The 12422-nt window shown below is 61.1% G+C and carries 7 protein-coding genes; 6 read left to right on the top strand and 1 reads right to left on the bottom strand.

The annotated features are described in order from the left end of the window. Positions 1 to 2 precede the first annotated feature (2 nt). The 4 genes from BJ917_RS17015 (at position 3) to hemE (ending at position 9163) form a co-directional block, all read left to right on the top strand. Positions 3 to 1604, top strand: coding sequence for an AAA family ATPase (locus tag BJ917_RS17015; protein WP_121103909.1), 1602 nt, complete (start codon positions 3 to 5; stop codon positions 1602 to 1604). Between the two features lie 348 nt (positions 1605 to 1952). Next, positions 1953 to 6398 carry a glutamate synthase large subunit gene (gene gltB / locus BJ917_RS17005; protein WP_121103908.1) on the top strand — a complete coding sequence of 1482 codons (4446 nt, stop codon included), beginning with the start codon at positions 1953 to 1955 and terminating at the stop codon, positions 6396 to 6398. Between the two features lie 33 nt (positions 6399 to 6431). Beyond that, complete coding sequence (locus tag BJ917_RS17000; protein ID WP_121103907.1) at positions 6432 to 7850, top strand: FAD-dependent oxidoreductase; 1419 nt, start codon at positions 6432 to 6434, stop codon at positions 7848 to 7850. A gap of 245 nt (positions 7851 to 8095) precedes the next feature. Continuing rightward, positions 8096 to 9163: a uroporphyrinogen decarboxylase gene (hemE, locus tag BJ917_RS16995; RefSeq protein ID WP_096513788.1), complete on the top strand. Its 1068-nt coding sequence runs from the start codon at positions 8096 to 8098 to the stop codon at positions 9161 to 9163. A gap of 109 nt (positions 9164 to 9272) precedes the next feature. Here hemE and BJ917_RS16990 read toward each other — a convergent pair whose 3' ends face one another. After that, positions 9273 to 10490: an MFS transporter gene (locus BJ917_RS16990; RefSeq protein ID WP_372237732.1), complete on the bottom strand. Its 1218-nt coding sequence runs from the start codon at positions 10488 to 10490 to the stop codon at positions 9273 to 9275. A gap of 176 nt (positions 10491 to 10666) precedes the next feature. Between BJ917_RS16990 and BJ917_RS16985 the strand changes: the two genes are divergently transcribed. Both BJ917_RS16985 and BJ917_RS16980 read left to right on the top strand, forming a co-directional pair. Then, positions 10667 to 11569, top strand: a complete 903-nt coding sequence (locus tag BJ917_RS16985; protein WP_121103906.1) for a LysR family transcriptional regulator — start codon at positions 10667 to 10669, stop codon at positions 11567 to 11569. Between the two features lie 512 nt (positions 11570 to 12081). Further along, positions 12082 to 12345, top strand: coding sequence for a DUF6124 family protein (locus tag BJ917_RS16980; protein ID WP_096513784.1), 264 nt, complete (start codon positions 12082 to 12084; stop codon positions 12343 to 12345). The last annotated feature ends 77 nt before the right edge of the window (positions 12346 to 12422 follow it).

The raw sequence follows: 12422 nt of genomic DNA, 5'->3' as shown, positions 1-12422 counted from the left end.
CGATGACTAGTTTGCATGCCGACGAGGCTTTCCTCGGCCATTTCCAGTTGAGTCACGACCCTTTTGCTCCACGGGTGCCTGGCTTCAAGTTTTTCCCGGCCCAGCGCAAACCGGTGCTGGGGCAGTTGCACCACCTGGCGCGCTACAGCCAGTTGCTGCTGGTGGTCACCGGCCCGCAAGGCAGTGGCAAGACCCTCTTGCGTCAGGCCTTGGTGGCCAGCACCAACAAGCAGTCAGTGCAGAGCGTGGTGGTTTCCGCCCGGGGCGCTGGCGACTCTGCCGGCCTGCTGCGCCAGGTCGCCCAGGCGCTGGACATTGCCCAGGCCGAGACCGGTGCCATTCTGGATCAGGTGGTGCAGTTGGCACTCACCGGGCAGGAAGTCTATCTGCTGGTGGATGACGCCGAGCAGCTCGATGAGTCTGCGCTCGAGGCCTTGATGACGCTGGCCGCCGGTGCACCGGAAGGTCGCCCGCATGTGTTCCTGTTCGGCGAGACGTCGCTGATTGCCCAGCTTGAGGCTTTGCAGCTCGAGGAAGAGCGCTTCCACGTCATCGAGTTGCAGCCTTACACCGAAGAAGAAACCCGCGAATATCTGGACCAGCGTCTTGAGGGGGCGGGCCGGGGTATCGAACTTTTCACCGCGGATCAGATCTCTGATATTCACGAAAGCTCCGACGGTTGGCCTGGCAACATCAATCAGGTCGCCCGCGATGCGATGATCGAAGCCATGATTGCAAGCCGTTCAGCGGTGAAGCGTCCAAGTATGGGGTTCAATATGCCGAAGAAACACGTATTGGCGATTTCCGCCGTCGTTGTGGTCGCGGTGGCCGCCGCCTGGTTGATGCCGGGTCGCAGTAAAGCACCGACCGCAGGTGCACCAGCCAACGAGCAGGCGCAATTGCCGCTCGGCCAGGGTTCGACGAACGGCGGTGCTCCGGCCGTCGAATTCGCAGGTAACACTCAGCCGATGCCACTGCCGTTGGTCGGTAATTCACAGCCGGTCATGCGCAAACCGCTCGCCGAAGCGGCTGGTGGCATCACCGAAGGCGATGATGGTGTGCCGGTGGAAGGTTCCAGCGCCACACCACCGACCGTGACCACGATCGCACCGCCTGCCGGCGTCCCTGCCGGCCCTGCACCGACGCCAGCGGCCAAGCCGGTACCTGCACCGACTCAGGTTGCTACCGCCAAGCCGGCACCGGCTCCAGCGCCAGCCGCCAAGCCTGCTCCAGCGCCCGCCAAACCGGCCGTTGCCGCTGCTGCCAAGCCTGTCGAGAAACCTGCCGAGAAGCCGGCCCCTGCGGCCAAGGCTGCTGGCGGTACCTGGTACGCCGGTCAGGCACCGGGCAACTACGTCGTGCAAATCCTCGGCACCAGCTCCGAAGCGACCGCGCAAAACTTCGTCAAGGAGCAGGGCGGCGAGTACCGTTATTTCAAGAAAGTCCTCAACGGCAAACCGCTTTACGTCATCACCTACGGTAACTTCGCCAACCGCGATGCAGCCGTTACCGCCATCAAGGCCTTGCCAGCGAAGGTTCAGGCTGGTAAACCTTGGCCTCGCTCTGTCGCCAGCGTCCAACAGGAACTGGCAACAGCTCGCTGAAGATTCGGCGGCCTTACCCAGGCCGCCTCTCCCGGCACCTCAAAATTTCTGCAAGGCATGCCGCCCTCAAGGCCGCGTGCTTTGTGGTGTCTGCGTCACAGTAGTCTTTGAGTCGTTGCGGTCAAAATTAAAAAAGTTTTGACTAGCACAGCAGATCGCTTTAAACCTTTCACAAATGCGACATAGATTTGCGACATTTCGTCGTCAAATTTGTGAGGCCAAGTGTCGGTGTGTACAATGACCTCCCTTTTGCCCCCGCAAAGCTGGCGTACGTTCGGCGCGGATGGTAAGTGGTTGAATTGAAAAGAAATTTGCCTCGAGAAGAGGCAGCCTGGTGAGAAAGTGTCTATGAAAGCAGGTCTGTACCAACCAGATGAATTCAAGGATAACTGCGGTTTCGGCCTGATAGCCCATATGCAGGGCGAGCCCAGTCATACCCTTTTGCAAACGGCCATCGAGGCCCTGACCTGCATGACCCACCGCGGTGGGATTAATGCCGACGGCAAGACCGGTGACGGTTGCGGTCTGCTGATTCAAAAGCCGGACGCGTTCCTGCGAGCCATCGCCCAGGAAACGTTCGGCGTCGCACTGCCCAAGCAATACGCCGTGGGCATGGTCTTCTTCAACCAGGACCCGGTCAAAGCCGAAGCTGCTCGCGAGAACATGAACCGCGAGATCCTGGCCGCCGGCCTGCAGTTGGTCGGCTGGCGCAAAGTGCCGATCGACACCAGCGTCCTCGGCCGCCTGGCCCTTGAGCGCCTGCCACAGATCGAGCAGGTGTACATCGGTGGCGAAGGCCTGAGCGATCAGGACATGGCCGTCAAGCTGTTCACCTCCCGTCGTCGCTCGTCCGTGGCCAACGCCGCCGACACCGACCACTACGTGTGCAGCTTTTCCCATAAGACCATCATTTACAAAGGCCTGATGATGCCGGCGGATTTGACCGCCTTCTATCCAGACCTGAGCGATGAGCGCCTGCAAACTTCGATTTGCGTGTTCCACCAGCGCTTCTCCACCAACACCCTGCCGAAATGGCCGCTGGCCCAACCGTTCCGCTTCCTGGCGCACAACGGCGAGATCAACACCATCACCGGCAACCGCAACTGGGCCGTGGCCCGTCGCACCAAGTTCACCAACGACTTGATGGACCTGGAAGAACTCGGCCCGCTGGTCAACCGTGTTGGCTCCGACTCCTCCAGCATGGACAACATGCTCGAGCTGATGGTCACCGGTGGCATTGACCTGTTCCGTGGCGTGCGGATGATCATTCCGCCTGCGTGGCAGAACGTCGAAACCATGGACCCGGATCTGCGTGCGTTCTACGAGTACAACTCGATGCACATGGAACCGTGGGACGGTCCGGCGGGCGTGGTCATGACCGACGGTCGCTACGCGGTGTGCCTGCTCGACCGAAACGGTCTGCGTCCGGCGCGTTGGGTCACCACCAAGAACGGTTTCATCACCCTGGCATCGGAAATCGGCGTCTGGAACTACCAGCCTGAAGATGTGATTGCCAAAGGTCGCGTTGGTCCGGGCCAGATCTTTGCCGTGGACACCGAAACCGGTCAGATCCTCGACACCGACGCCATCGACAACCGTCTGAAGTCCCGTCATCCGTACAAGCAATGGCTGCGCAAGAATGCCCTGCGCATCCAGGCGACCATGGAAGACAACGACCACGGTTCGGCGTTCTACGACGTCGATCAGCTCAAGCAATACATGAAGATGTACCAGGTCACGTTCGAAGAGCGCGACCAGGTGCTGCGTCCGCTTGGCGAACAAGGCTACGAAGCCGTGGGTTCGATGGGCGACGATACGCCGATGGCCGTGCTGTCCCAGCGCGTGCGCACGCCGTACGATTATTTCCGCCAGCAGTTCGCGCAGGTCACCAACCCGCCGATCGACCCACTGCGCGAAGCCATCGTCATGTCGCTGGAGATCTGCCTCGGTGCCGAGCGCAACATCTTCCAGGAATCGCCGGAACACGCCTCGCGCGTGATCCTCAGTTCGCCGGTCATTTCCCCGGCCAAGTGGCGTTCGCTGATGAACCTCGATCGTCCGGGCTTCGAGCGCGCGATCATCGACCTCAACTACGACGAAAGCGTCGGCCTCGAAGCGGCGATCCGCAACGTCGCCGATCAGGCTGAAGAAGCCGTGCGCGCCGGGCGTACCCAGGTTGTACTGAGCGACCGTCATATTGCTCCGGGCAAGCTGCCGATCCACGCCTCCCTGGCCACCGGCGCGGTGCACCACCGCCTGACCGAAAAAGGCCTGCGTTGCGACTCCAACATCCTGGTGGAAACCGCCACCGCGCGCGATCCGCACCATTTCGCCGTACTGATCGGTTTCGGCGCCTCCGCCGTTTATCCGTTCCTGGCTTATGAAGTGCTGGGCGACCTGATCCGTACCGGTGAAGTGCTGGGCGACCTCTACGAGGTGTTCAAGAACTACCGTAAAGGCATCACCAAGGGCCTGCTCAAGATCCTGTCGAAGATGGGTATCTCGACCATCACCTCCTATCGCGGGGCGCAACTGTTCGAAGCGATCGGCCTGTCCGAGGAAGTCTGCAACCTGAGCTTCAAGGGCGTGCCGAGCCGCATCAAGGGCGCGCGTTTCGTCGACATCGAAGCCGAGCAGAAAGCCCTGGCCACCGAAGCCTGGAGCCCGCGCAAGCCGATCCAGCAAGGCGGCCTGCTGAAATTCGTCCACGGTGGCGAATATCACGCGTACAACCCGGACGTGGTCAACACCCTGCAAGCCGCCGTGCAGCAGGGCGACTACAGCAAGTTCAAGGAATACACGTCGCTGGTGGACAACCGTCCGGTGTCGATGATCCGCGACCTGCTGAAAGTCAAAACCCTCGACACTCCATTGGATATGAGCGAAGTCGAGCCGCTGGAATCGGTGCTCAAGCGCTTCGACTCCGCCGGTATCTCGCTGGGCGCCCTGTCGCCGGAAGCTCACGAAGCCCTGGCCGAAGCCATGAACCGCCTCGGTGCGCGTTCCAACTCCGGTGAAGGCGGTGAAGACCCGGCGCGCTACGGCACCATCAAGAGCTCGAAAATCAAGCAAGTGGCCACCGGTCGTTTCGGTGTGACCCCGGAATACCTGGTCAACGCCGAAGTGCTGCAGATCAAGGTCGCCCAGGGCGCCAAGCCGGGCGAGGGCGGTCAACTGCCAGGCGGCAAGGTCAACGGTCTGATCGCCAAGCTGCGTTACGCAGTGCCGGGCGTGACCCTGATTTCGCCACCGCCGCACCACGACATCTACTCGATCGAAGACTTGTCGCAGCTGATTTTCGACTTGAAACAAGTCAACCCGAAGGCGCTGGTCTCGGTGAAGCTGGTAGCGGAAGCGGGCGTCGGCACCATCGCCGCCGGTGTGGCCAAGGCCTACGCGGACTTGATCACCATTTCCGGTTACGACGGCGGCACCGGCGCATCGCCACTGACCTCGATCAAATACGCGGGCGCACCGTGGGAGCTCGGCCTGGCCGAAACCCACCAGACCCTGCGTGGCAACGACTTGCGCGGCAAGGTTCGGGTGCAGACCGACGGCGGCCTGAAAACCGGCCTCGACGTGATCAAGGCTGCCATCCTCGGCGCTGAAAGCTTCGGCTTCGGTACGGCGCCTATGATTGCTTTGGGTTGCAAATACCTGCGTATCTGCCACCTGAACAACTGCGCCACCGGCGTCGCGACTCAGAACGAGAAGCTGCGCAAGGATCACTACATCGGTACCGTCGACATGGTGGTGAACTTCTTCACCTACGTCGCCGAAGAAACCCGTGAGTGGCTGGCCAAGCTGGGCGTGCGCTCCCTCGAAGAGCTGATCGGCCGTACCGATCTGCTGGAAGTCCTCGAAGGCCAGACCGCCAAGCAGCATCACCTGGACCTGACCCCGTTGCTGGGCAGCGATCACGTGCCGGCAGACAAGCCGCAATTCTGTGGTGTTGAGCGCAACCCGCCGTTCGACAAGGGCCTGCTGGCCGAGAAAATGGTCGAGATGGCCACTTCGGCGATCAACGACCTGAGCGGCGCCGAGTTCGCCCTGGATATCTGCAACTGCGACCGTTCCATCGGCGCGCGGATCTCCGGCGAAATCGCCCGCAAACACGGCAACCAGGGCATGGCCAATGCGCCTATCACCTTCCGCTTCAAAGGCACTGCCGGTCAGAGCTTTGGTGTGTGGAACGCCGGTGGTCTGAACATGTACCTGGAAGGCGACGCCAACGATTACGTCGGCAAAGGCATGACCGGTGGCAAGCTGGTCATCGTTCCGCCGAAGGGCAGCGTCTACAAGACCCAGGACAGTGCCATTATCGGCAACACCTGCCTGTACGGCGCCACTGGCGGCAAGCTGTTCGCCGCCGGCACCGCGGGTGAGCGTTTCGCCGTACGTAACTCCGGAGCCCACACCGTAGTGGAAGGCACCGGTGATCACTGCTGCGAGTACATGACCGGTGGTTTCGTCTGCGTACTGGGCAAGACCGGTTACAACTTCGGCTCTGGCATGACCGGTGGTTTCGCCTACGTGCTCGACCAGGACAACACCTTCGTTGACCGGGTCAACCACGAACTGGTGGAAATCCAGCGGATCAGCGGCGAGGCGATGGAAGCCTACCGTAGCCATTTGCAACGCGTGCTGAACGAGTACGTCGAGGAAACCGACAGCGAGTGGGGTCGTGAACTCGCCGAAAACCTCGATGATTACGTGCGCCGTTTCTGGCTGGTCAAGCCCAAGGCTGCCAACCTGAAATCGTTGCTTTCCAGCACCCGTGCCAACCCGCAGTGATATGCGCCTGAAGAGTTTGATGAGGTTTTAACAATGGCTGAACGTCTGAATAATGACTTCCAGTTCATCGAGGTCGGGCGCAAGGATCCGAAGAAGAAACTGTTGCGTCAACGCAAGAAAGAGTTCGTGGAAATCTACGAGCCCTTCAAACCCCAGCAGTCGGCCGACCAGGCCCACCGCTGCCTGGGTTGCGGTAACCCGTATTGCGAATGGAAGTGCCCCGTGCACAACTTCATTCCCAACTGGCTGAAACTGGTGGCCGAGGGCAACATCCTCGCCGCCGCCGAGCTGTCGCACCAGACCAACACCCTGCCGGAAGTCTGCGGCCGGGTATGCCCGCAGGACCGTCTGTGCGAGGGTGCCTGCACCCTCAACGACGGCTTCGGCGCGGTGACCATCGGTTCGGTGGAGAAGTACATCACCGACACCGCGTTCGCCATGGGCTGGCGCCCGGACATGTCCAGGGTCAAGCCGACCGGCAAGCGTGTTGCGATCATCGGCGCAGGGCCTGCGGGCCTGGGCTGTGCCGACGTGCTGGTGCGTGGCGGCGTGACCCCGGTGGTGTTCGACAAGAACCCGGAAATCGGCGGTCTGCTGACCTTCGGTATCCCCGAGTTCAAGCTGGAAAAGACCGTGCTGAGCAATCGCCGCGAAGTCTTCACCGGCATGGGCATCGAGTTCCGCCTCAACACCGAGGTGGGCAAGGATGTCACCATGGAGCAACTGCTCGCCGAATACGATGCGGTATTCATGGGCATGGGCACCTACACCTACATGAAGGGCGGTTTCGCCGGTGAGGACCTGCCGGGCGTGTACGATGCCCTCGACTTCCTGATCGCCAACGTCAACCGCAACCTGGGCTTTGAAAAGTCGCCGGACGATTTCGTCGACATGAAGGGCAAGAAGGTCGTGGTGCTGGGTGGTGGCGACACGGCGATGGACTGCAACCGTACTTCGATTCGCCAGGGCGCCAAGTCGGTGACCTGCGCCTATCGTCGTGACGAAGCGAACATGCCGGGCTCGCGCAAAGAGGTGAAGAACGCCAAAGAAGAAGGCGTGAAATTCCTCTACAACCGCCAGCCGATCGCCATCGTTGGTGAAGACAGGGTCGAAGGCGTGAAGGTGGTCGAGACCCGTCTCGGCGAACCGGATGCCCGTGGCCGTCGCAGCCCCGAGCCGATCCCGGGTTCCGAAGAGATCATCCCGGCCGACGCCGTGGTCATCGCTTTCGGTTTCCGCCCGAGCCCGGCACCGTGGTTCGAGCAGTTCGAGATCCAGACCGACAGCCAGGGCCGCGTCGTGGCGCCGGAACAAGGCCAGTACAAGCACCAGACCAGCAACCCGAAAATCTTCGCCGGTGGCGACATGGTGCGCGGTTCCGACCTGGTGGTGACGGCGATTTTCGAAGGCCGCAATGCGGCGGAAGGGATCCTCGACTACCTGGGCGTTTAACCCCGTTCTAAGCTGCACCGCGATACCTGTGGGAGCTGGCTCGCCAGCGATAGCATCACCTTGGTCTGCCTGACAAACCGAGGTGTTTGCATCGCTGGCGAGCCAGCTCCCACAGTGTTTTGTGGTGTGACGAAAACCGCATTCCATTGCGACAAATTGACCCGATAGACAAAAGGCTGACCTGCATCCGTGCCTTTTGCGCCCGGCTCTGAGAAAATGCCCGCACTTTTTTTCCGGATGCCGACATGACTGCCCTGAAGAACGACCGTTTCCTGCGCGCCCTGCTCAAGCAACCCGTAGACGTCACCCCTGTGTGGATGATGCGTCAGGCCGGTCGCTACCTGCCTGAATACCGCGCCAGCCGTGCCAAGGCCGGTGATTTCATGAGCCTGTGCATGAACCCGGCGTTCGCTTGCGAAGTCACTATGCAACCCCTCGACCGTTATCCACAGCTGGACGCGGCGATCCTCTTTTCCGACATCCTCACCATTCCCGATGCCATGGGCCAAGGCCTGTACTTCGAAACCGGTGAAGGCCCACGCTTCAAGAAAGTCGTCAGCACCCTGGCCGACATCGAAGCCCTGCCGATTCCCGATCCGCAGAAAGACCTGGGCTACGTCATGGACGCAGTCAGCACCATCCGCCGCGAACTCAATGGTCGCGTGCCGCTGATCGGCTTCTCCGGCAGCCCGTGGACACTGGCCACCTACATGGTCGAAGGCGGCTCGTCGAAAGACTTCCGCAAGACCAAGGCCATGCTCTACGACAACCCGCAAGCCATGCACCTGCTGCTGGATAAACTCGCGCAGTCGGTCACCAGCTACCTCAACGGCCAGATCCTGGCCGGTGCACAAGCGGTGCAGATCTTTGACACCTGGGGCGGCAACCTGTCGGCGGCGGCGTACCAGGAGTTCTCCCTGGCCTACATGCGCAAAATCGTCAGCGGCCTGATCCGCGAGCACGAAGGTCGCAAAGTGCCGGTCATCCTGTTCACCAAGAACGGCGGCCTGTGGCTGGAAAGCATTGCCGACGCTGGCGCGGATGCCCTGGGCCTGGACTGGACCTGCGACATCGGCAACGCTCGTGAACGCGTCGGCAGCAAAGTCGCCCTGCAAGGCAACATGGATCCGACCGTGCTCTACGCCAAGCCTGAAGCCATCCGCGCCGAAGTCGGTCGCATCCTCGCCAGCTATGGCAAGGGCAGTGGCCACGTGTTCAACCTGGGACACGGCATCACGCCGGAAGTCGACCCGGAACATGCAGGCGCCTTCTTGCGGGCCGTACATGAGTTGTCGGCGCAGTATCACGAGTGATTGCTGCCCAATAAAAACGCCCGGCTCATGCCGGGCGTTTTTGTATGAGATACCAGGTCGTACTCGGTCCCTGTGGGAGCGGGCAAGCCCGCTCCCACAGGGATTTGTATCAGGCCTTTACACCGCCTAGCGGCGGCAGCTTTGCCAGTTTCAACGCCACCAGCAACGCGACCACCAGCAACCCGCCGATAAACATGCCGATGCCGTTCCAGCCGCCCAGATGCCAGAAATAGCCGCCTGCGGTACCGGCGATGCTGCCACCGGCGTAATAGCAGAACAGGTACAACGACGACGCCTGACCCTTGGCCCTGGTGGCGCGGCGGCCGATCCAGCTGCTGGCCACCGAATGGGCGCCGAAGAAGCCGAAGGTGAAGACCAGCATGCCGAAAATCACCAGCGGCAGCGGCGTGAACATCGTCAGGGCGAGGCCGGCGATCATCAGCGCGATGGTGCTCCAGAGCACTTTGCGACGACCGAGTTTGTCCGCCAGCGCGCCGATTTTCGCCGAGCTGTAGATCCCCGACAGGTACACCACCGACAGCAGCCCGACGAACGCCTGCTCCATGTGATAAGGCTCGGCCAGCAAGCGGTAGCCGATGTAGTTGAACAGCGTGACGAACGCGCCCATCAGCACAAAGGCTTCGAGGAACAGCAGCGGCAGGCCGGCATCGCGAAAGTGCATGGTAAAGCCGTCGAGCAAGCTGCGCGGATGCAGCGAACGGGCGCGGAAGTTTCGCGACTCCGGGAGGATTTTCCAGAACACCGCCGCCGCGATCATGGCCAGGCCGCCAATCACCAGCATTGCCGTGTGCCAACTGACGAAGTCGATCAACACGCCGGTAATCAATCGCCCGCTCATCCCGCCGATGGCATTGCCGCCGATGTACAGGCCCATCGCCAGGCCAATGTGGTGAGGGTGAATTTCTTCGCTCAGATACGTCATGGCGACCGCCGCCAGGCCGCTCAACGACAATCCGATCAGCGCGCGCATCACCAGCACGCCGTGCCAGCTCGGCATCATTGCGCTGGCCATGGTGAACAGCGCCGCGGCGAACAGCGCCGCGACCATCACCGGTTTGCGTCCGATGCGATCGGAGATCGGGCCGGTGATCAGCAGGCCAATGGCGAGCATGCCCGTGGCCACCGAGAGAATCAGGCTGCTTTGCGCTGCGTTGATGGAATATTCGTGGGACAGCAGCGGCATCATTGGCTGCACGCAGTAGAGCAGGGCGAACGTCGCGAAGCCGCCACAGAACAATGCCAGCACCGTGCGCATGAACGCCGGCGTGCCTTTTTCGATATAGATCTCTTTGAGTTCAGCGACCACGTCGTCCTGTGCGGCAGGAGAAACTTCATGGGTGAGTGGAGCGACAGCAGTTTTCACGGTAGACCTCGGAGGAGCGCAGCCGGTCAGGCAATGAAAAAAGCATATAGCTGGCTAATGATTCAATCCAATATATTGTTCGACCTGTTTGATAGCTTAAACGACCTAATGGGGTTTCCATGGAATTGCGTCATTTGCGCTACTTCATTGCCGTCGCCGAGGAACTGCACTTCGGCCGCGCTGCACAGGTGCTGGGCATCTCCCAGCCGCCGTTGAGCCAGCAGATTCAGGCGCTGGAACAGGAGGTCGGTGCGCGTTTGTTCGAGCGTACCAATCGTCGGGTCGAGCTGAGCGAGGCCGGTCGGCTGTTTCTCGAAGAGGCGCGGCTGGTGCTGGCGCAGGTCGACAAAGCGGCAGACGTTGCGCGGCGGGCGCAGTTGGGGGAATTGGGCGAACTGAAAATCGGCTTCACCTCTTCAGCGCCGTTCAACTCGACGATCCCCCAGGCGATCTTCTCGTTTCGCCAGCGCTTCCCGGCGGTGCACCTGAACCTGCGGGAAATGAGCAGCACCCAGGTAGCCGATGCACTGGTAGATGAATCCATCGAAGTCGGGATCATGCGTCCGCTGGGGCTGCCCGATTCGCTCAGTGTGGTCGAGTTGATGCGCGAGCCTCTGGTGGCGGTGCTCAGCTCCAAGCATCCGCTGGTCGAGGACAGTGAAGAAGGCTTGTTCCTGTCTGCCCTGGCTCTTGAGCCTTTCGTGTTTTTCCCGCGCAGCTACGGCAGTGGCCTGTACGCGCAACTGCTCAGCCTGGCGCGGGACGCCGGGTTCAGCCCGCACTTCGCCCAGGAGGCAGGGGAGGCGATGACGATCATTGGGTTGGTGGCGGCGGGGTTGGGTGTGTCGGTACTGCCGGCGTCTTATCAGCGGATGCGCATTGATGGCGTGGTGTATCGGCCGTTGCTGGATCCGGCAGCGGTGTCGGCGGTGTGGCTGGTACAGCGCAAGGATCAGAAGTCGGCGATGGCCAAGGCGTTTGTGGAGTTGTTGACGAGGAAGGTTGAGCCGTTGAAACCGTGACTGCTTCGCAGTCAATCGCGGCGATGCGGCGATCCGACAAGCCTTGCTCCCACAGGGTTTTGTGGCATGACCACAATCGTGTCCACACCGCTGTCCCCTGTGGGAGCAAGGCTTGCCCGCGATGGCGTCCGCGAGAACGCCAAAAAACGTCGATGTCCCGCCTCAGGCAAAGCAGTGATCTATCAGAAACTTCACCGCTGACCGTGGGACATATCTGAAGTCTCTCAGACAGGCTACAGCGCCTTGCGGCGCTGCCTACACCTACTCCAGAATCCGCCGGCTTGTGCGCTTTGAGGGCCGTCGCTAACTTGATTCGCGTCACTGATGGTCAGTGATCGGGTTTAGTAGCCCGTTTTCATATCTAGCGCATTGGCGCTCCTGATAGGCAGGTATGTCCATACCTGCCCTTGACGGTAGCTGTGCGCAGGGCGCCTTCGGGTGCGCCGGATTGATGTGGACCGGTCTACTAACCTGCGTACAGCTGCCACCCTTCTTTTTCAGGACGCTGACTCATGACCCATACGCCAAATCCACCGGACTCCGATCCGGACGCGCCACGCCAACCCAGTCCGATCTTCCTCATTGCCCCCGACATCGACAACCACACCCTGCTGGAATACGCCTGCGTATCGCTGGCCTCGGCAAATGTCATGGCGAGTGACTTCGCCAGAGACCTGAAGGGCTCGCAGGGCCACACGCTGTTGGGGATTCAGCAGTCGATCATGCTCGGAGAGCTGGCAGTGAACCGTGTGTTGGATAACCTTGATCAACCCTGATTGTCTGGGCCGGCGGGACCTTTGTGGGAGCGAGCCTGCTCGCGAAGGCGGCAATACAGGCGACATTTCTGTTGACT

This window comes from Pseudomonas sp. WPR_5_2 (assembly GCF_003634475.1).
GTDB lineage: Bacteria > Pseudomonadota > Gammaproteobacteria > Pseudomonadales > Pseudomonadaceae > Aquipseudomonas > Aquipseudomonas izuensis.
The sequence above is the reverse complement of the archived record's forward strand: the minus strand, read 5'-3'. Positions and strand labels throughout refer to the sequence as shown.

What these genes read in the sequence shown, in the direction of transcription:
- BJ917_RS16985 (WP_121103906.1), top strand. Translation starts at nt 10,667, where the DNA reads ATGGAATTGCGTCATTTGCGCTACTTCATTGCCGTCGCCGAGGAACTG.
- BJ917_RS17000 (WP_121103907.1), top strand. Translation starts at nt 6,432, where the DNA reads ATGGCTGAACGTCTGAATAATGACTTCCAGTTCATCGAGGTCGGGCGC.
- hemE (WP_096513788.1), top strand. Translation starts at nt 8,096, where the DNA reads ATGACTGCCCTGAAGAACGACCGTTTCCTGCGCGCCCTGCTCAAGCAA.
- BJ917_RS16980 (WP_096513784.1), top strand. Translation starts at nt 12,082, where the DNA reads ATGACCCATACGCCAAATCCACCGGACTCCGATCCGGACGCGCCACGC.
- BJ917_RS17015 (WP_121103909.1), top strand. Translation starts at nt 3, where the DNA reads ATGACTAGTTTGCATGCCGACGAGGCTTTCCTCGGCCATTTCCAGTTG.
- gltB (WP_121103908.1), top strand. Translation starts at nt 1,953, where the DNA reads ATGAAAGCAGGTCTGTACCAACCAGATGAATTCAAGGATAACTGCGGT.